Source organism: Myroides indicus, assembly GCF_004364575.1.
In the GTDB taxonomy this organism is placed as follows: Bacteria; Bacteroidota; Bacteroidia; order Flavobacteriales; family Flavobacteriaceae; genus Flavobacterium; species Flavobacterium indicum_A.
In genome coordinates, this window is sequence record NZ_SOAG01000001.1 from 18,914 (window position 1) to 39,916 (window position 21,003).

Here is a 21,003-nt window from a genome sequence, read left to right on the forward strand (position 1 = left end):
AATAATTAAATAATATATAAAATTTATTTATGAAAAATATAGCTGTTATCGGCGCCGGAACCATGGGGAACGGAATTGCTCATACTTTTGCACAAAAAGGATTTAAAGTTCTTTTAATTGATATTTCAGAAGCTGCTATAGAGCGCGGAATGAATACCATTACCAAAAATTTGGACAGAATGATAGCCAAAGGAACTATTACTGAAGCAGATAAAAAAGAAACCATTGAAAATATTGTTACTTATACCGATATTAAAGATGGCGTTGTAAATGCTGACTTAGTGGTAGAAGCTGCAACCGAAAATATCAACCTTAAATTAAACATCTTTAAAGAACTCAGTGAAGTTTGCTCAGAAAATGTTATTTTAGCAAGTAACACATCTTCTATTTCTATTACTCAAATCGCTTCTGTAGTTAAAAATCCTGAACGCGTAATAGGAATGCACTTTATGAATCCTGTTCCAATTATGAAATTGGTAGAAATTATCAGAGGATATAATACCTCAGATAAAGTAACTGCAGAAATTATGGAACTTTCTAAAGCATTAGACAAAGTACCTACAGAAGTTAACGACTACCCCGGATTTGTAGCTAACAGAATCCTAATGCCAATGATTAACGAAGCAATAGAAACATTGTATAACGGAGTTGCGGGAGTTGAAGAAATTGATACTGTTATGAAACTGGGTATGGCTCATCCTATGGGACCTCTGCAATTAGCTGACTTTATCGGACTGGATGTTTGCTTATCTATTCTTAATGTTATGTATGACGGTTTTAAAAATCCAAAATATGCTCCGTGCCCATTGTTGGTAAATATGGTAATGGCAGGAAAACTAGGTGTAAAATCGGGTGAGGGATTTTATGACTACAGCGAAAGCAAAAAAGCTGAAAAAGTAGCAAAAATGTTTTTGTAAAAAATATTTTTATCTCCGATTAATAAAATTCTAAAAAAACAGAAACTATCTGAAAATTAAATATTATTTTTAGATAGTTTCTTTACAATTTCTGACACCATTAAGAATGGCAAAAATAATACCTTTTAAAGGCCTGCGTCCAACTCAAGACAAAGTAAGTTTGGTTAGCTGTAGGTCCTATGAAGATTACAATGCGGTAGAAATAGCGTATTTACTTGACTATAATCCATTTTCTTTTTTACACGTATTAAATCCAGCTTATGTAAACCCCCAAAAAGTAACCAGCGATAAACGTTTTAAAATGGTTGCTGCGAAACTAAACGATTTTAAAAAAGAAGGTATTTTAATCACCGAAGACAAGCCTGTTTTGTATTTGTATCAAATAAAAACTAAATTTTGGCAGTTTACAGGAATCGTTGCCGGAACCACTATTGATGATTACAAAAATAATGTTATCAAAAAACATGAAGATACTCTGGATTACAGAGTGCGTATGTTTAAAGAATATTTACAATACGGAAGATTCAACACCGAACCGGTATTGATGATGTATCCCGACCAGGAACAAATTAGCAAATGGGTAGAAAGTTATAAAGAACAAGAAGCACTTTATGATTTTAGTACAGTTACAAAGGAACGCCATACTATATGGAAAATTGATCAGCCCGAAGATATAGATTGGCTGTCAGAACAGTTTGATCAAATTAACGAGTTTTACATAGCAGACGGACATCATCGTTGTGCTTCGGCAGAATTATTACAACAGGAAAACTTAGAGTACCACAATTCAGTTATGTCGTTTTTAATAGGAGAAAATAATATCAAAATATATGAATACAACCGTATCATTCACGATTTAAACAATCATACCAAAGACGAGTTCCTGAATTTATTAGCGGAGAAGTTTTTGATTGAAAACAAAGAGCAACAATTGTGGAAACCTACTAAAAAAATGGAGTTTGGAATGTATTTAGATGGAGATTTTTACGCTTTGCGCCTAAAAGAAACTAAATCTAATGGAGACATTTTACAGCAATTGGATGCTCAAATCTTGTATGATGAAGTTTTAAACCCTATTTTAGGGCTGGATGATTTAAGAAATGATGCCCGCATTGATTATGTTCCTGGAAATGAGTCTATTGTTGCAATAAAAGAATTAGTAGACGATGGCGAGTACGAAGTAGGCTTTATGCTCTACCCTACTAATATTGAAGAAATAAAAAGAATAGCAGATAACGATTTGATTATGCCGCCTAAAAGTACTTATATCGAACCTAAATTTATGAATGGGTTACTTATTTATGAAATTTAATTACATTTTGAATTATGTCTATTACTGAAAACTTAAAAAAAATTAAGGATTCTTTACCTGATAATATTATCTTAGTCGCTGTTTCCAAAACAAAACCTATTGAAGATATACTAGAAGCTTATCATACGGGACAACGAGTTTTTGGCGAAAACAAAATTCAGGAAATGACTGAAAAGCAAGAAGTGCTCCCAAAAGATATCCAATGGCACATGATTGGACATGTACAGCGAAATAAAGTTAAATACATGGCATCATACGTATCTTTAATACACGGCGTAGATAGTTTAAAGTTGTTAAAGGAAATTGATAAACAGGCAAAAAAACACCGAAGAATAATCCCTTGTTTGCTGCAAGTATTTATTGCTACTGAAGAAACCAAATTTGGGTTGGAACAAGATGAACTGCTGGAATTGATTCATTCAGATGAATTTAAATCCTTACAAAACATCAAGATTATCGGACTGATGGGCATGGCTTCTTTCACTACCGACACTCAAAAAATACAGAAAGAATTTCAGTCTTTAAAAGATACTTTTGATTATGTAAAACCGTATCAGCTCCCTAATTGCCATTTTGAACAATTATCGATAGGAATGAGTGGTGATTACAAAATAGGTATAGAATGCGGAAGTACAATGGTGAGAATCGGAAGCAGTATTTTTGGAGAGAGAAATTATTTAGTTTAACAAAAAGATATACTATCTTAGCTCAATATTTTTAAATTGTCTATCAAAAAAACAGACAAAGAGTTAGTTATTTTACATCAAAATGGAAATCTGTAAAAGTTGTAATGAATCCTTTCAAGGAAACTTTTGTTCAAATTGTGGATATTCTGTTTATATAAAAAGAATCGACCACACGTATATTCGCAATGAAATACTCAGTATTTTCAATTTTGACAAAGGTATCTTTTTGACTATTAAAGAACTTTTTATCCGTCCGGGAGAAAGCATAAAAGAATTTTTAACAACAGACCGAAACAGACTTGTAAAACCGGTTTTATTTATCCTAATTACTTCAATTATTTATTCTTTAATAAATAATTATTTCAAAATAGAAATCCAGTATGGAAACCATCAAGAAATGAATAATCCAATGGTGTTAATTTTTGGCTGGATTCAAAATAATTACGGATATGCCAATATATTAATGGCTGTTTTCATTTCTTTTATACTTAGATTATTTTTTAGGAAATCAGGATATAATATCTATGAAATTCTTATCCTACTATGTTTTGTAATGGGAATGGGAATGTTGATTTTTTCCTTTTTTGCAATTTTAGAAGGATTAACACAATCCAGCTTAATGAACTTTGCAAGTATAGTTGGAGCCATATATACAACTTGGGCTATTGGACATTTTTTTGGAAAAAAGAAATTTATCAATTATATTAAAGCGCTAACTTCCTATATTTTAGGAATGATTTTATTTAGTTTTTCAGCCATCTTTTTAGCGATATTAATCAGCCTAATTACAAAGCAGTAAACTACATGATTTACATAAGATACCGACAAAATCCGCGAAGAATTTCAATCCTTAAGAGATATTTTTGATTATGTAAAACCGTATCAGCTCCCTAATTGCCATTTTGAACAATTATCAATGGGAATGAGTGGTGACTACAAAATAGGTATAGAATGCGGAAGTATGATGATCAGAATTGGAAGTAAGATTTTTGGAAATAGAAACTTATAATGTAATTCTATTTTACATTTAATTGTAATTCTTTTTAAATGATAATAATACATTAAGAAGATGAAAAAAGCGTTACACCCGCAAGATATCACAGAATTATTTTTAGAATATATTAATTCCGGTAATATTGATAATTTGGTCTCACTGTATGAAGATGATGCCGTACTAGTTATTGAAAATGACACTATAGCGCAAGGTAAAGAAGAAATTAAAAAATTCTATGCAACTCTTGTTTCCAACAATCCAAAATTTGAAAAAGGAATACAAAGAAGACCTCTTATCAACAAAGACATAGCGCTTACTTCTTCTAGATTAATTAATGGGGTAGTTACAGCAGAAGTTGCCCGAAAACAGCCTGACGGCACCTGGAAGTGGTTTATAGATCAACCTGTAATTGCTAAGGAATAAATAAGCTAATGAATTTCAGCATTAGGATATATAATAAAAATGACGAAAAGTATATTATAGATATATTTAAATCAAATTGTCCTAAATATTTTGATATAAATGATCTGGATAGTCTACATTTCTTTTTGAATAATTATATAGACGAAAACTTTAAAGTAGTAACATTAAATGATTATATAGTGGGCTGTGGTGGACACTATGTCAAAGAGAATGAAAAATTAATAGGTATAGCTTGGGTAATGTTTAAAAGAAATTCATTAGGGGTTAAAAATTTTTTATCTCTTTCAAATATTTTCTTTGAACATATAATGGACAATATACAGAATGAAAAGAAAGCATTCGATATTATAATAAATACAACCCAATTACTTGAAAAAACATTTAATAAATTTGGATTTCATACTGTACATATTATTAAGAATGGATTTGGAAAAAATTTAGACCATTATGTAATGAGAAAAAAGTATTCTGACTAAATATTTTAATCAATTTTTAAAGCTTATCAAGAGAGTTCTCTTCTCTATCCGATAATAAGATTTGGAAAATATTACAAAAAAGGAGCTAAATATTTTATTCCTTTTTCTGTTTTTGTAAATCATGCCGTTGCCGATGGTTATCATATTTCTAAGTTGTTAATTGAAATCGAAGAGTTTGGAAAAAATATAAAAAAATGGCTATAAATAAGAAAAGCTCTTTAAAAGCATTAAGAACAATATTTTAATCATAAAATAAGGTATTTTAATTGATAAACAACAGATTTACTACTGTTCATTCTATTGCAGATGTAATATTTATATTTAATATCATTTTTTGTATTTTAGCAATCAATTAAAATCAGTCTTGGAGTAAAATTGTAAAACACCGTTTTATGATTTGCCAAGCCGTCAAACAGATCATGTGTACGCAATTTTAGATATAGAAACCACAGGAGGACAATATAACGAAGAAGGCATAACCGAGATTGCCATTTATAAATTTGACGGCAACCAAGTTGTAGATCAGTTTATAAGTTTGGTAAACCCAGAGATACAAATCCAGCCGTTTGTGGTAAAATTAACAGGGATCAACAACGCTATGTTGCGCTTAGCTCCTAAATTTTATGAAATAGCCAAACGAATTATTGAAATAACAGAAGATTGCGTAGTTATAGCACATAATGCAGAGTTTGATTACCGCGTAATTCGCAATGAATTCCGACGATTAGGATATGATTTTAAAAGACAAACATTATGTACGGTTGAATTATCTCAAAAGCTAATTCCTAATATGAACTCCTATAGTTTAGGCAAACTTGTGCGTTCTTTAGGAATTCCCATTACCGATAGACACAGAGCTAGTGGAGATGCTTTGGCTACTTTAAAACTATTTGAATTGTTATTGTCTAAAGATCATGGAAAAACGATTATGCAATCCATGATAAAATCTGATTTGAAAACAGGCTTGCATCCCAAATTTTTAGATATTACTGATACTCTCCCCTCTTCAGCCGGAATTTATTATATTCACAATGAAAAAGGCGAAATAATCTTCATCAGTAAAAGTAAAAATATTAAAAAACAAATTCTTGAACACTTTACTAGTGAATCCTCTATTTCTAAAAAAATACAACAAGAAACTTATACGGTTACTTTTGAAAAAACGGGAAATGAGCTTATAGCCTTATTAAAAGAAAATGAAGAAGTAGCTATCAACAAGCCTAAGTATAATAAAACTACCAAAAAAAGAATATTCCCTTATTCGCTATATTTAAAAAACAATTTAAATGGATACTTGTTTCTGTCAATTGAAAAAACCGACGGAAGAAAGCGGAATACAATGGCTTTTACGTCTCTAAATGAAGCACATAAATTTATTGACAAAATCATTAATAATACTGGTATTCAGATTTTTACAGTTTTCATAAATGAAAAAAAATCAAAAAAAGTTACTAGCGAGAATTTTTCTGAAAGCTGGCAAGAATCTTGTAATGAATACAATGAAAAATTACTTGAATTATTAAGTGTATATGATATTGACACCGATAATTTGATAATTTCAGATAAAGGAAGAAAAATAGAAGAAAAAAGCGCTGTAATTTTAGAACAAGGAAAATTAAAAGGATATTGTTTTTACGATTTAAACTTTCGCATCAATTCACCGCAACGAATTGATGCCAATCTTATTCCTATTTGTTTTGACAGAAATAATCGAAATATAATTCTGAATTATCTGAATAAAAAAACAGGCTATAAATTAATTCGTTTTTAAAAAATTATGGTAGCAAGACGAAAGCTAAAAAGTAAGTGGGATATTTTACAGCAAAAGATATATATCATTATTTATGGTTCAAATACTTTTGCCGGGAAATTATTTGATTTGGCATTGCTGTTTGTAATTCTGCTAAGTGTATTTTTGGTTATGTTGGAATCTGTTGAAAGCTATGATACACGGCATCATATGCTTTTGGTAGTTGGAGAATGGATTATTACTGTTTTCTTTTCAATGGAATATGCACTTCGCATCTTGTGCAATCGCAAACCCTTTAAATATATCTTCAGCTTTTATGGCATTGTTGATTTGATTTCTATTTTACCAATGTATCTCGCCTTTTTTATTCCTGGTTCACGCGTTTTATCAGTTGTTCGCGCATTGAGGCTGCTAAGGTTATTTGGTATTTTGAATTTAATGCCTTATACTGGACAAGAATCACATTTAAAACTTGCCATAAAAGCCAGCAAAACAAAAATTATTGTCTTTGTTTACTTTGTTTTAGTTGTTTCCATATTATTAGGAGCACTGATGTATGTTGTTGAAGGAAAAGAAAGTGCTTTTTCAAGTATTCCAAAAAGTATTTACTGGTGTATCGTAACACTAACTACTGTTGGATATGGAGATATTGCTCCTCAAACCGCGCTTGGACAAGTTATTGCTTCTTTTATAATGATTATGGGATATGGCATCATTGCTGTACCTACCGGAATTGTTACTGCTGAATTTTCTAGTCTTAAACGTCGAAATAACAATCCGCCAGACTTTAAACAAAAAAGAAATTGCCCTTCGTGTACAACCATTATCTTTGACCAAGATGCAAATTATTGTTATAACTGCGGACAAAAACTGGATAATGCTTTCTACAAATAAAAATTATTTAATTGTTATAGTCGGACCAACAGCAATCGGAAAAACTGCTTTGGCCATTGATATTGCCAAATATTTTAAAAGTGATATTATTTCTTGTGATAGCCGACAATTTTATAAAGAAATGACAATTGGAACAGCTGTTCCCTCTAAAGAAGAATTAATGGCTGTTAAACATCACTTTATACAAAATAAAAGTATTTTTGAACCTTATTCCGTTGGCGACTTTGAGCGAGAAGCACTCCAAAAATTAGATGAGCTGTTTTTAAAGAATCCTGTTCAAGTAATGGTTGGCGGTTCAGGATTATACGTTAACGCTGTTATTAAAGGCTTCGATGATTTCCCCGATATTGATCCGCAAATCCGAGAACAACTCAACAGCGATTTAAAAGAAAAAGGGCTTTTTTATTTACAAGAAAAATTAAAACAACTGGATCCCGTACAATACGAGAAAATAGCTTTAAACAATCCACAAAGAGTAACTAGAGCGTTAGAAGTTTGCATTGGAACAGGAAAACCTTATTCATCCTTTTTAAACCAAAAACAAAATGAGCGAAATTTTGTTCCGATAGTTATAGGGTTGGAAACAGATAGAGAAAAAATGTATGATCGCATCAATAAAAGAGTAGATTTAATGCTGCAAAATGGACTGCTTGAAGAAGCTAAATCTCTTTATCCCTATAAAGAAATAAACGCCTTACAAACAGTCGGTTACAGAGAGCTATTTAGTTATTTTGATGGAGAATATACTTTAGACTTTGCTATTGAAGAAATCAAAAAAAATACGCGCCGGTTTGCTAAAAGACAAATAACATGGTTTAAGCGTACAGAAAATATTCAATGGTTTTCTGTTGAAAATGCATTAAAAAACATTTTAAATTTAAATCTTGAATAATACATTAATTATCAATTATTACCCTTATAAATGCCTATATCTAAAGACTTTACCTCTATTTATTTCCAAACTTTTGAAATTGATTTTTTTGAATGCAATCCTTACGGAAAATTAAAACTTGTTGATTTATGCAAATTGATTCAAAAAGTAGCCTCTACGCATTCTGTACTCGGCGGCATAAGCTTTTTAGATTTACAACAAGTAGATCAAGCTTGGGTTTTAAATAAATTCCGCATAGAATTAAAAGAAGCAATGCCCCGATGGCAAGATCAAATAACTATAACAACATGGATTGAAAAAATGGATGGCATTCGATCCATTCGAAATTTTGAAATCCGAAACAATAATAAATTGATTGCTGTTGCAACCTCTCTTTGGGTAATTTTAAATACAAAACGGCGCAGACCAGAAGTGACTAAATTACCTCATAATCATTTTATAAAATATTCTGACCAAAAAGTAACAGAAGCTCCTTTTTCCAAAGCACCTCGAGTAAAGTATAGAGAACTCTCCAATAGCGTTGTTAAATATTCCGACTTAGATATGGTAAATCATGTAACTAATACCAAATATCTGGAGTGGTGTATAGATATCGCATTTGAAAATAATATCGAATTGCAAAATATTCACATTTTAGACATGCATTTTATGAAGGAAATGCACTTAAATGATATTTACAATATCAACTGTATAAAAGAAAATAACAAAATACACTTTACAATCGACACAGCGACAGCTACTACTTTTTATTGCTGTTTGGAAAACAAATAAATTATATAAAGGCGATTCATTACAGAAATCGCCTTTGTTTTTATTTATATTTCCGTAAGATTACCAGGCAAAAATAGGTCTTTCTGCCATCATCTCATTTACCTGTTCTGCTACTTCTTCAATAACATCTTCATTAGTATAATTCATCAGCACTTTATCTATTAAAGCAACAATAGCATCCATATCTGATTCGATTAAGCCTCTGGTTGTAATTGCCGGAGTACCGATTCGGATACCGGAAGTTACAAAAGGAGACTTATCGTCAAAAGGCACCATATTTTTATTTACGGTAATTTCTGCTTTTACTAAAGCTTGTTCTGCTTCTTTTCCGGAGATATTTTTATTTCTTAAATCGATTAGCATCATGTGGTTATCTGTTCCACCTGAAATGATATTGTATCCCCTTTTAACAAACGCTTCAGCCATGGCTTTTGCATTTTTTTGCACTTGTAGCGCATACTGAAAAAACTCATCTGTCAATGCCTCACCAAAAGCTACGGCTTTAGCGGCAATAATATGCATTAAAGGACCTCCCTGATTACCCGGAAAAACAGCACTGTCCAATAAAGAAGACATCATTCTTACTTCACCTTTTGGAGTTTTCATTCCAAACGGATTCGGAAAATCTTTACCCATCATAATGATTCCTCCTCGAGGTCCTCTCAGCGTTTTATGAGTTGTAGTCGTAATTACATGACAATGAGGAACTGGATCGCTCATTAATCCTTTAGCAATCAATCCTGCAGGATGGGCGATATCTGCCATTAAAAGGGCACCTACGCTATCTGCAATCTCTCTAAATCGCTTAAAGTCCATATCACGTGAATATGCAGAAGCTCCGGCTATAATAATTTTAGGTTGTTCTTTAGTAGCTATTTCCTGAATTTTATCATAATTCAAACGCCCTGTTTCTCTTTCTACTCCATAAAATACAGGATTGTATAATCTACCTGAAAAATTTACTGGCGAACCGTGCGTTAAATGTCCTCCATGAGACAAGTCAAATCCTAAAATTTTATCTCCCGGCTTTAAACACGCCGCAAAAACGGCTGTATTGGCTTGCGACCCTGAATGAGGCTGAACATTAACATATTCTGCACCAAATAAAGCTTTGGCTCTGTCAATAGCTATTTGCTCAACTACATCCACTACTTCACATCCCCCATAATATCTTCTGTTTGGATATCCTTCGGCATATTTATTCGTTAAGCAAGAACCTGCTGCTTCCATAACTTCCTCGCTTACAAAATTTTCAGAAGCAATAAGTTCAATACCGTGAATCTGTCTGTCTTGTTCCTCCAAGATCAGGTCAAAAATGTCTGTATCTCTTCTCATGATATGTATTTTCGTTAAATTGCTTTCAAATGTACAAAAAACGTTTGTTAATTTGACTCTTAATTATATATTTGGTAAAACTATTAATTCAATTACAATATTATGTTTATAACAGCAAATGATCCTAACAGAACATCTTGGTTAGAAGTAGAAAATAGTTCTGATTTTCCTATCCAAAATATTCCGTTTGGGGTTTTTATTACAAAAGATGACGTGATTACAATAGGTACCAGAATCGGTAATTTTGCTATTGATTTGAGTGCCCTTCAAATGCTAGGATATTTTAAAGACATAGAACTAACGGACGACGTTTTCCTGCAAGACAGCTTAAACGATTTTATTGCTGCCGGTAAAAAAACATGGCGCGCAGTAAGAAACCGGGTTGCTGAAATATTTGATACCAAAAATGACACTTTAAAAAATAATCAAAAACACAGAGACGTTATTATTTTTGATATTAAAGATATTGAAATGCAGCTTCCTGTATTAATTGGAGATTATACTGATTTTTATTCAAGCAGGGAACACGCAACCAATGTTGGTAAAATGTTTAGAGATCCAAACAATGCTCTTTTACCAAACTGGTTACACATTCCGGTAGGATATCATGGAAGAAGTTCTACTGTAGTTCCTTCAGGAGTCAATATCAAACGTCCGATGGGACAGACTTTGCCTAAAGGTGAAAGTTTACCTGTTTTTGGTCCATCAAAACGAGTAGATTTTGAATTAGAAACCGGATTTATTACTACCGATGGCAATTTAATGGGAGAAAATATTCCGGTTAATCAGGCTGAAGATTATATTTTTGGAATGGTTTTATTAAATGACTGGAGTGCTCGCGATATTCAAACCTGGGAATATGTTCCGTTAGGTCCGTTTTTAGCAAAGAACTTCGGAACTTCTATTTCTCCGTGGGTAGTTACGTTAGATGCTTTAGAACCTTTTAGAGTAGCAAGCCCTACACAAAACCCCGCTCCACTTCCTTATCTACAACAAAAAGGAGATAAAGCTTTTGACATCAATTTAGAAGTTTACATTACTCCAAAAAATGCCGAAGGTAAACTTATCTGTCAATCTAACTTTAAGTATCTGTATTGGACAATGAGCCAGCAGTTGGCGCATCATACTATTAACGGATGTAAAATAAATTCGGGCGATTTGATGGGATCAGGAACTATTTCAGGGACAGAACCTACAAGCTTTGGTTCATTACTGGAACTGACTTGGGGTGGTACAAAACCAATAGAAATGCCTGACGGCAGCACAAGAACTTTTATAGAAGATTACGATACAATTACTATGAAAGGATATTGTCAAAACAACGAAATCAGAATTGGTTTTGGAGAAGTAAGCAGTATGCTTTTACCGGCTACTGTTACTGTTAAGTAAGTAAATTCCATAAATAATAAATACTTAAAAAAGGCTTTCATTTAAAAATGAAAGCCTTTTTTAAGATTTTGAAAAAATATTTTTATTAACATATATTTTTACTTTTAGTCAAATTCCATTTTTTTTAAGATCTCGTTTGCTAAAAATTGACTTTTCTTTATTGTTTGTTCGTTGGTTATGTTCACAAAACCCAATTTACATTTCTTACCTAAATTGTCATAATGAAATGTTCCGAATTCACTGTCATTTTGATTATTTTTAGGATAAATCAATAAAGTCTTTTCAGCTTTCCAATGCAGATTATAAACAAACATTTGTTTTAAGTCATTATCTGATGGATTATTTGCTTCAATTATTTTCCATTTGGTATCAATTACAAATGTTTTTTCTTTGGTTTTCAAAACGATGTCTGGACGGATACGTTTGTTTTCCCAAAACTTATCGGAATTTTGGAATGACACTTCCATTTCGTTCGTTTTGTGTTTATGGAGAATTCTAAAAATATATTCTTCCCACAAAGCATTCATATCAAACAAAAGCGTGAGTAAATTGTCATTTCCATAATTCAAGCTTGGCGAATAATTTAGAATAATAATTTTTGCAATATCAATCGCTTTTTGATAATCACTGTTTTTTCGGTCGATGATTATTGTATCAAAATGTTTCTTATGAATAGTGATGTTTTCAATATCTTGAAATTCAAACAACAATCGGTTTAATTTGTCTTTCAAAAAATCATTTACAAAAGTCTTCAAAACCAATAAACCCTTATAAAGAATTTGATGCAACAAATGGTTTTTATCGTAAATCTGATGCTCACAATAAAATCGTTCTTTATGCATCAAATTTTGTTGAATGTTTTGTGCAAAAAGTAATTTCCCTTTTAGTACATTTTGATTAGATTTATTTTTTCGGTATTTCTTAATTAATCCTTTTTTTACTAATCTTTCAATTTCAGTTAAATACAATTCAAAATAAACATCTAAAATCGAATAGTATCGTTTTTTTAGTTGGGTTTCTGAAATAGACTCAACTTGAATTTTCTTGCAGACCTTCAACATATTGAGCAATACATTTTGCCACATATTTTTGTCTGCATTTTCGTTGTTATCGGCTTTCGGAAGAATCTCAATGGTTAATCCACCAATTTGAATCACACCAACATAATTTCCAAATCGGATTCCTTTATGGATAATCGTAAAATATTTGTTTTGATGCAGTTCGTTGAATTTTACCATTGCATCAAAATGATGCTTTTGGAAATCTCCCGAATCATCGTATCGCAATTTTTGATACTCAAAAACCTGTATAAACTTTTTATTCTGCATCAATTAGTCTTCGTAAACAGAAATAAAAGTTTGTTCGTTCCAATTTTTAAAAGGCGTAAAACAATATACTTTTTTGTCTTCTAAAAAATCATTTTCATAGCTGAAATTCTTCGGGAATTTTGCGTTATTTTCTTCTTGATAAATAAAACTTCCTCCCAGAACCAATCCGATTTTCCCGAAATCTCCGTAAAAATATTCTTCCAAAAGCGGAATGATTTTGTCTTTGAAAGTTTGTTTTAAATCTTCCAAATTTTGGATTCCGATAAAGTACGAATGTCCGATTTGATGGTGTTTGTCAACCAATACTTCAATCCGTTGATTGATAGTTTCTAAAAGTGTTTTCAAATCCACGTCTTTGTACGGAACATATTTTTCATCGGTTAAAACACTTGGATTTGGTTGCATCTCAACGAATGAAAACCGTCTTCTCAAAGCGGTGTCCAAGGCTTCTACACTTCGGTCGGCAGTGTTCATTGTGCCGATGATATCAACATTGTTAGGAACAGAAAATTTTTCATTTGAATAAGGCAAAATTATTTCGGTTTGTTCTTTATTTCCTTTTCGTTTGTCTTCCTCCAAAAGCGTTATGAGTTCTCCGAAAATAGCTGAAACATTTCCTCGGTTGATTTCGTCGATGATAAAAACATAATTTTTTTGTTCATTATTTTCATTTTGCGAATAATTAAAATGTTCTATCAAATAATTTCCTAAAGCTTTTGTGTAAGACGACCAATCCAATGTTTCTCCTGTTTTCAGATAATGTTCTAAAATATCTTTTTTGATAACTCCTTCGTAAGCTTTTTCTGTATTTGCGTGAAATCTGATATTATTTTTTGAATTTTTATAAATGGAAAACTCTTTTGAATGAACTAATGTTTCCAGAACCAATTTCTTCTCAGTTGAATTATCTATTTCATTTAATAATTTATGATAAACTGTGTCGAAATTATCTGATTTGATTTGTTTTACAAAAGCCGTTTTACACAAATATTTAAAAATCCCATCTTTAACTTCATAAGTAACATTTCCATCAATTGTTTCAGGCTTTATTCCCTCAATAAAATCTTCATACCCCAAACTTTGATGAAAAGTGGTAAAAAAAAATTTGCTTTGTGTTTACCAAATCTTCGTATTCCGCATTTATTTCTTCTCGTCTCCTTTCTTTTTTGCCATTGATGATTTCAACGGCAATTCTTTTTGTGTTGTATGTTTTCCCTGTTCCCGGAGCTCCAAACAAAATTTGATTTAAAGGAATATTCATTTTATTCTCAATAAGATTATTATTGTTCCCCATCTTTTCGTCATTAATTAAATATAAAACATCTTCTTTAACTTTTTCAATATCTCTAATTGTTCCACGATAGTTACCTATTTTTTTTAATTTATCTGTTATGTTTTCTTTAAATAAAATATTTCCATTTATATCTTTATCAGACCATTTATCAATTACAGACCTTGTTTTTGTATTATCAGCAGCTAATGTTATTTGCTGTTTTGAAAAACACCACCAAAGTTTGTCATTATAGAAAGTTATCCATAGTGTGTTCTCATTTTCCTCATAAAATGATTTAATCTGGTTTTTCTCTCTTACTGCAACATGTTTTGGTTTCTTTTCATTTATAACAAAATAATCTTCAACTTTATCCCATTGTCTGTTTAAACAAAATTGATGATTTACTTCTCTATATCCTAACCTTATTGACTGTTCAACATTAATGCAATCGTTTGCAAAAACACAATCACGTCCAAGTCTAATATACAGTACTTTACTTGCTTTTATCTTTGTCATTATCTTTAAAATATACTAAAATCCACTTCGTAAAAACCCATTTATTTTCGGTTAATAAGGCTTCATCATACTGATATCCTTCCCTATCAAAAAATTTAATTCTTCGGCATTATTAATTTGTTTATCCTTTGTTTTTCTAAAACGAAAATATATCACTCAACAGGTTGTAAAATGATGAATCCTAGCTCATTTTTCCTTACGAATTGATTTACCAACTTCGTGTATGACTAAATTACAAAAAAATAAGGGTTTTGTACTACAAAACCCTTATTCTTTAAAGTATTTAAAAAAGCCTAAACATTAGAAACATCAACTGTTGTTTCTTCAGCAATTTTTTTATACGTTCCGTTTTCTAATTTTTCTCTGATAGCTTCGTAAGCTGCTAAAGTTTCTTCTATATCTTCTTTAGTATGTGTTGCTGTAGGAATCATTCTTAAAAGGATTATTCCTTTAGGTATAACCGGATACACTACAATAGACAAAAATATATTGTAATTCTCGCGCAAGTCATTTACCATTACCATTGCTTCCGGAATACTTCCTTCTAAATAAACCGGCGTAACACAAGTGTTGGTGTCTCCGATATTAAAACCTCTGGTTTTTAGCCCGTTTTGAAGCATATTAACGTTTTCCCATAACTTAGCTTTCAATTCCGGCTGAGTTTTCAATAACTCCAAACGTTTTAAAGCGCCTTTTGTAAAAATCATCGGAAGCGATTTAGCAAACATCTGCGAGCGCAAATTGTATTTTAAATAATCGATAATATCTTTATCAGCCGCTACAAAAGCACCAATACTTGCCATTGATTTTGCAAATGTTGAAAAGTAAACATCGATACCATCCTGACATCCTTGCTCTTCTCCTGCACCGGCTCCGGTAGCTCCTAATGTACCAAATCCATGTGCATCATCAACTAACAATCTAAAGCTGTATTTGTCTTTTAAAGCAACTATTTCCTTTAATTTACCTTGTTGCCCTCTCATTCCAAAAACTCCCTCAGTGATAACTAAAATACCTCCTCCGGTGGTTTCTGCCATTTTAGTAGCTCGCTCCAAGTTTTTTTCAAGACTTTCTATATCGTTGTGCTTATAGGTAAAACGTTTCCCCATATGAAGTCTGACACCATCTATGATACAAGCGTGGGAATCCACATCGTAAACGATTACGTCATTTTTAGTTACCAAAGCATCAATGATAGACAACATTCCTTGATAGCCAAAATTAAGCAAGTAAGCGGCCTCTTTCTTAACAAATGCTGCCAATTCGTCCTGAAGTTGTTCGTGAACTGTTGTATGACCCGACATCATACGCGCTCCCATTGGGTAAGCTGCGCCGTACTCAGCGGCGGCTTCTGTATCTATTTTCCTTACTTCAGGGTGATTAGATAAACCTAAATAATCATTAATACTCCAATTAATGACTTCTTTTCCGTGGAACATCATACGATTTGATAAAGGTCCCTCTAATTTAGGAAAAACATAATATCCTTCTGCTTGTGATGCCCATTTTCCTAATGGTCCTTTATTTTTTTGTATTCTGTCAAATAAATCGTTTACCATGATAACTATGTTTAAAAAACAGTTGCAAAATTAATGATATTTTATATGCTTTCATAATAAAAAAGCATCCTATTTTCTCAAAATATTGATAGATGTGAACTAAAAAAGGCAACTTAAAAAGAATATTACATATTTTATTTTGCATTATTTTTAGCTTATTTTTACTAAAAATTTATTGGTAGCCTATTTGAAGCGAAAACTTCTCAGATTTGAGAAGTTTTCGCTGTTTTATTTTTAATACAAGCTTGAAAATTTAACAGGATCTGATTCCCGAATAATTTCATATACTTTTTCAAACACATCTTCTACTGAAGGCTTACAAAAATAATCTCCATCTGTTCCGTAAGCCGGACGATGTGCTTTAGCAGTAAGCGTTTGAGGAGCACTGTCCAAATAGCGATATCCTCCCTGCTCTTCTAATATCTTTTGTAAAATGTAAGCTGATGCACCTCCTGGTACATCTTCATCTACAACAAGTAAGCGATTTGTTTTTTGAAGACTTTTTACACAATCATTATTAAGGTCAAACGGAAGCAAAGATTGTACATCGATAACCTCTACATTAATACCTATTTCAGCTAATTCCTCAGCTGCCTGTTCAACAATGCGAATTGTAGAACCATAAGAAACTATAGTAATATCACTCCCCTCCTTTATCGTTTCTATCACGCCTATCGGAGTTTTAAATTCTCCTAAGTTATTAGGCATTTTTTCTTTTAAACGATATCCATTTAAACATTCAATCAACAAAGCAGGCTCATCACTTTCAAGTAATGTATTATAAAACCCTGCCGCTTTTGTCATGTTTCTCGGAACCAAAACATGCATTCCTCTTATCGCATTAATAATCATGCCCATTGGGGATCCTGAATGCCAGATTCCTTCCAAACGATGTCCGCGAGTTCTCACAATCAAAGGTGCTTTTTGGCGACCTACTGTTCTGTATTGCAACGTAGCTAAATCGTCACTCATAATTTGGATCGCATAAAGTAAATAATCTAAATACTGTATTTCTGCAATCGGTCTTAAACCGCGCATTGCCATGCCTATTCCTTGTCCTAAAATTGTTGCCTCCCGAATTCCGGTATCCGACACGCGATTGATTCCGTGTTTTTCTTGCAATCCTTCCAAGCCTTGATTTACGTCTCCGATATTTCCAGAGTCCTCTCCAAAAATCATGACATTTTTATAACGCGATAAAATGGCATCAAAATTATCTCTGATAATTACGCGAGCATCTACATCTTCTGCATTTTCAGTATACTCAGGAAGAATCTCTTCTATATTAACGACTTTTTGATCAGACTCAGACATCAGGTTAGAACTGTATTTAGGCTGTATTTTTTTGAAATAGCTTTCTATGAACCGAACTAAAATCTGTTTATTATCAGACTCATTGATTACTAATCTCAACGCTTTTCTTGCAGTTGTAATTACTTCTTTTCTGATAACTTCTTTGATTTGAGCTAAATCATCAGCATATTGTTCTATAGAAACTTTATTTAGACTGCTTTGAGCAATAGATTTCAATAATGCAATCAGTTCAGCTTGTTCTTCCTTTATAGGATCCTGATAAGCTTTCCAAGCAGCTTTTTTACCGTCAAGAACTTGTTTTTTAAGTGCTTTATCTAATTCATTAAGCTCCTCTTCTGTTGCCAAATTAGAGTCTAAAATCCAATTTCTCATTTTTAACAGACAATCGTTGTCCGCTTCCCACTGCAATCTTTCAGAACTTTTATAACGCTCATGTGAACCGGATGTAGAATGTCCCTGAGGTTGTGTTAGTTCTTGAACATGAATTAAAACCGGAACGTGTTCTGTTCTTGCTATTTCTGCTGCTTTCGTATAAGTTTCTATCAAAGATGGATAATCCCATCCTTTTACTCTAAGGATTTCGTATCCATTTCCGTTTTCATCTCTTTGAAAACCTTTCAGAATTTCAGAAATATTTTCTTTTGTTGTTTGATGTTTGGCGTGTACTGAAATACCGTACTGATCATCCCAAACACTCATAACCATAGGTACCTGTAATACACCAGCGGCATTTATTGTTTCAAAAAATAATCCTTCCGAGGTAGAAGCATTTCCTATTGTACCCCATGCTATCTCATTTCCGCTTACAGAAAAAATTTGTTCTTTATCTGCTTCCGGAAATTCCCTATAATATTTGGATGCTTGTGCTAATCCTAGTAATCTTGGCATTTGTCCCGCTGTAGGAGAAATATCAGAACTTGAATTCTTTTGTTCACTAAGTTTTTTCCAATTTCCCTTTTCATCTAAACTATGTGTTGCAAAATGCCCCCCCATTTGTCTTCCTCCAGACATAGGATCATTTTCGATATCAGCGTGTCCAAAAAGCCCTGCAAAAAACTGCTCAATGTTAAGCTGTCCGATTGCCATCATAAAAGTTTGATCGCGGTAATATCCTGAACGGAAATCTCCGTTTTGGAAAGCTTTTGCCATAGCTAATTGAGGAACTTCTTTTCCATCTCCAAAAATTCCAAATTTAGCTTTCCCCGTAAGAACTTCTCTCCGTCCAAGTAAGCTGCATTCTCTACTTATTTTTGCAATCTTATAATCTTCAATCACTTCCTTTTTGAAATCTTCAAAAGAAAGGGTTTTATTTTTATCTTTTTGACTCATTGTAAAATAGGATAATTTACTGGCTACGAATATAAAGTAATCTACATAAAAAAGCTAATTTAGCTATGTTGTTTATTCTGAATTAATATGCTGTTTTTTTGAAATATTACAACCTAAATCGGTAAAAAAATAACAATATCGAAAAATATAGCAAAATTAGCCTGTTATGTTAAATTATTTTCACTCCAATTTATAAAAAAAGCACTCTAAAAAGAGTGCTTAAAATTATTCTATTACAGTTAAAATTTTATCTAAATCAAATCTGACTTTTTTCATAGGTGCCAGCCAGTCATTTTGAAGATCTCTTTCTCCTAACGCTAAAAGTGTAACGCTTTTTAAGCCTTTTTTATCTAATCCCAATGCTTGATCTAACTTATCGTTGTAAAAGCCTTCCATGGGTGAAGCATCCACCCTCAACTCTGCCGCTGCCCCTATGGCTAAACCAAAAGCGAGATAAGTTTGGCGAGCTGCATGTTCAAATTGCTGTTCTTTTGTTCGTCTTGCAAAATTTTCTTTAATACTTTTTTTGTAATCATTCATCGTTCCTCTCTCCATCTCCCTTATATTTTCCATATTATCGAAAACAGCATCTATACGACTTTCTATATAGCTATCCCAAGCAGCAAAAACTAATAGATGGGAACACTCTTTGATTTGATTTTGATTCATGCAAATTGGTAGGAGTTTTTCTTTTACATCTTGATTTTTAATTAAAATTATTTCAAAAGGCTGAAGTCCTGATGACGTAGGCGCCATACGAGCTGCCTCAACAATCTGCATTACTTTATCTTCTGCTATTTTTACATTCATCTTATAGCGTTTAGTGGCATATCTCCACTGTAAACTATCCAATAATTCCATATTAGTACTGATTACTTTTTCTTTAAAAAAGCTAAAATATTTTTCTCTATTCTTTCAGTGATGTTAGACACATCTGCTTTTACAAAAGCTTCACCCATTATATTTTCATACAGCTCCATATAGCGTTCAGAGACTGAAAGCACGTATTCATCTGTCATTACAGGAATTTCTTGTCCTACTTTTCCCTGAAAACCATTATCCATAAGCCATTGTCGTACAAATTCTTTGGATAATTGTTTTTGAGACTCTCCTCTTTGTTGCCGTTCTTCATATCCTTCCGAATAAAAATAACGAGATGAATCAGGAGTATGAATTTCATCAATCAATACAATCTTTCCATCTTTTGTTTTTCCAAATTCATATTTAGTATCTACCAATATCAACCCTTGTTTTTGTGCAATTTCACATCCTCTTTGATACAAAGCTCGGGTATATTTTTCTAAAATAAGGTAATCTTTTTCAGATACGATTCTCTTACTAATAATGTCTTCTCGGGAAATATCGACATCGTGCAAACCCAAGTCTTCTTTTGTGGAAGGAGTTATAATCGGTTCAGAAAATTTGTCGTTTTCTTTTAAACCATCCGGCAAAGATACTCCGCACAGGGTTCTCTTTCCTAAGGCATATTCACGAGCTGCATGTCCTGCTAAATAACCGCGAATAACCATCTCTACCTTAAAGGGTTCGCAAATATAGCCCACTGCTACGTTCGGATCGGGAGAAGCAACCAGCCAATTTGGAACAATATCTTCCGTCTTCTTCATAAAACTTGTTGCAATTTGATTGAGAATTTGACCTTTATAAGGTATTCCTTTCGGCATAATTACATCAAACGCAGATAATCGGTCTGTTGCTATCATAATCAACAGTTCATCATTAATATTGTAAACCTCTCTTACTTTTCCTCGATAGACTGATTTTTGATTTGGAAATTCAAAATTTGTTTTTGTGATTGTATTGTTATTCATATAAAAATTGTGTAGT

Annotated in this window: 20 protein-coding genes; 12 read left to right on the plus strand and 8 right to left on the minus strand. The window is 32.3% G+C overall.

The genetic code is table 11. The features are described 5' to 3' along the window. The first annotated feature begins 29 nt into the window (after positions 1 to 29). From C8P70_RS00120 to C8P70_RS00170, 11 genes are all read left to right on the plus strand, one after another. Positions 30 to 917 (plus strand): 3-hydroxyacyl-CoA dehydrogenase family protein, encoded by an 888-nt coding sequence (locus C8P70_RS00120; protein ID WP_133711317.1) that lies wholly within the window; start codon positions 30 to 32, stop codon positions 915 to 917. Between the two features lie 106 nt (positions 918 to 1,023). After that, a complete protein-coding gene (locus C8P70_RS00125) occupies positions 1,024 to 2,229 on the plus strand; it encodes a DUF1015 domain-containing protein (protein ID WP_133711318.1) in 1,206 nt (401 codons plus the stop codon). A 14-nt stretch (positions 2,230 to 2,243) separates the two neighbouring features. Beyond that, positions 2,244 to 2,915, plus strand: a complete 672-nt coding sequence (locus C8P70_RS00130; RefSeq protein ID WP_133711319.1) for a YggS family pyridoxal phosphate-dependent enzyme — start codon at positions 2,244 to 2,246, stop codon at positions 2,913 to 2,915. An 82-nt stretch (positions 2,916 to 2,997) separates the two neighbouring features. After that, positions 2,998 to 3,714 carry a DUF3667 domain-containing protein gene (locus C8P70_RS00135; RefSeq protein ID WP_133711320.1) on the plus strand — a complete coding sequence of 239 codons (717 nt, stop codon included), beginning with the start codon at positions 2,998 to 3,000 and terminating at the stop codon, positions 3,712 to 3,714. A gap of 270 nt (positions 3,715 to 3,984) precedes the next feature. Beyond that, positions 3,985 to 4,332 carry a YybH family protein gene (locus C8P70_RS00140; protein ID WP_133711321.1) on the plus strand — a complete coding sequence of 116 codons (348 nt, stop codon included), beginning with the start codon at positions 3,985 to 3,987 and terminating at the stop codon, positions 4,330 to 4,332. An 8-nt stretch (positions 4,333 to 4,340) separates the two neighbouring features. Then, complete coding sequence (locus tag C8P70_RS00145; protein WP_133711322.1) at positions 4,341 to 4,808, plus strand: N-acetyltransferase; 468 nt, start codon at positions 4,341 to 4,343, stop codon at positions 4,806 to 4,808. A 12-nt stretch (positions 4,809 to 4,820) separates the two neighbouring features. After that, the gene (locus tag C8P70_RS14205; RefSeq protein ID WP_133711445.1) at positions 4,821 to 5,012 is read left to right on the plus strand and encodes a CatA-like O-acetyltransferase; all 192 of its coding nucleotides are present in this window, start codon (positions 4,821 to 4,823) and stop codon (positions 5,010 to 5,012) included. Between the two features lie 217 nt (positions 5,013 to 5,229). Next, positions 5,230 to 6,579 carry an exonuclease domain-containing protein gene (locus C8P70_RS00155; protein ID WP_133711323.1) on the plus strand — a complete coding sequence of 450 codons (1,350 nt, stop codon included), beginning with the start codon at positions 5,230 to 5,232 and terminating at the stop codon, positions 6,577 to 6,579. A 6-nt stretch (positions 6,580 to 6,585) separates the two neighbouring features. Next, positions 6,586 to 7,452 carry an ion transporter gene (locus C8P70_RS00160; protein ID WP_133711324.1) on the plus strand — a complete coding sequence of 289 codons (867 nt, stop codon included), beginning with the start codon at positions 6,586 to 6,588 and terminating at the stop codon, positions 7,450 to 7,452. After that, on the plus strand, positions 7,436 to 8,344 hold the full coding sequence (miaA, locus tag C8P70_RS00165) for a tRNA (adenosine(37)-N6)-dimethylallyltransferase MiaA (RefSeq protein WP_133711325.1): 909 nt from the start codon (positions 7,436 to 7,438) through the stop codon (positions 8,342 to 8,344). The genes C8P70_RS00160 and miaA overlap by 17 nt, the downstream gene beginning before the upstream one ends. A gap of 30 nt (positions 8,345 to 8,374) precedes the next feature. Continuing rightward, positions 8,375 to 9,115 carry an acyl-[acyl-carrier-protein] thioesterase gene (locus C8P70_RS00170; RefSeq protein ID WP_133711326.1) on the plus strand — a complete coding sequence of 247 codons (741 nt, stop codon included), beginning with the start codon at positions 8,375 to 8,377 and terminating at the stop codon, positions 9,113 to 9,115. 60 nt (positions 9,116 to 9,175) lie between these two features. Here the strand turns inward: C8P70_RS00170 and glyA are convergent, their stop codons facing one another. Further along, on the minus strand, positions 9,176 to 10,450 hold the full coding sequence (gene glyA / locus C8P70_RS00175; protein WP_133711327.1) for a serine hydroxymethyltransferase: 1,275 nt from the start codon (positions 10,448 to 10,450) through the stop codon (positions 9,176 to 9,178). Positions 10,451 to 10,552: 102 nt separating this feature from the next. On the opposite strand from glyA, the gene fahA reads away from it, so the two are divergent. Beyond that, on the plus strand, positions 10,553 to 11,839 hold the full coding sequence (gene fahA, locus C8P70_RS00180; RefSeq protein WP_133711328.1) for a fumarylacetoacetase: 1,287 nt from the start codon (positions 10,553 to 10,555) through the stop codon (positions 11,837 to 11,839). A 104-nt stretch (positions 11,840 to 11,943) separates the two neighbouring features. Here the strand turns inward: fahA and C8P70_RS00185 are convergent, their stop codons facing one another. The 7 genes from C8P70_RS00185 to C8P70_RS00215 form a co-directional block, all read right to left on the minus strand. Continuing rightward, a complete protein-coding gene (locus C8P70_RS00185) occupies positions 11,944 to 13,167 on the minus strand; it encodes an McrC family protein (RefSeq protein WP_133711329.1) in 1,224 nt (407 codons plus the stop codon). A gap of 3 nt (positions 13,168 to 13,170) precedes the next feature. Beyond that, positions 13,171 to 14,244, minus strand: a complete 1,074-nt coding sequence (locus tag C8P70_RS00190; protein ID WP_133711330.1) for an McrB family protein — start codon at positions 14,242 to 14,244, stop codon at positions 13,171 to 13,173. Continuing rightward, positions 14,234 to 14,956 carry a hypothetical protein gene (locus C8P70_RS00195; RefSeq protein ID WP_133711331.1) on the minus strand — a complete coding sequence of 241 codons (723 nt, stop codon included), beginning with the start codon at positions 14,954 to 14,956 and terminating at the stop codon, positions 14,234 to 14,236. The genes C8P70_RS00190 and C8P70_RS00195 overlap by 11 nt, the downstream gene beginning before the upstream one ends. Positions 14,957 to 15,249: 293 nt before the next feature. Further along, positions 15,250 to 16,515: an aminotransferase class I/II-fold pyridoxal phosphate-dependent enzyme gene (locus C8P70_RS00200; RefSeq protein ID WP_133711332.1), complete on the minus strand. Its 1,266-nt coding sequence runs from the start codon at positions 16,513 to 16,515 to the stop codon at positions 15,250 to 15,252. 234 nt (positions 16,516 to 16,749) lie between these two features. Then, positions 16,750 to 19,158, minus strand: a complete 2,409-nt coding sequence (locus C8P70_RS00205; protein WP_133711333.1) for an alpha-ketoacid dehydrogenase subunit alpha/beta — start codon at positions 19,156 to 19,158, stop codon at positions 16,750 to 16,752. Positions 19,159 to 19,383: 225 nt separating this feature from the next. After that, positions 19,384 to 20,019: a nitroreductase family protein gene (locus C8P70_RS00210; protein WP_133711334.1), complete on the minus strand. Its 636-nt coding sequence runs from the start codon at positions 20,017 to 20,019 to the stop codon at positions 19,384 to 19,386. 11 nt (positions 20,020 to 20,030) lie between these two features. Further along, a complete protein-coding gene (locus C8P70_RS00215; RefSeq protein ID WP_133711335.1) occupies positions 20,031 to 20,987 on the minus strand; it encodes a phosphoribosylaminoimidazolesuccinocarboxamide synthase in 957 nt (318 codons plus the stop codon). Positions 20,988 to 21,003 lie beyond the last annotated feature (16 nt).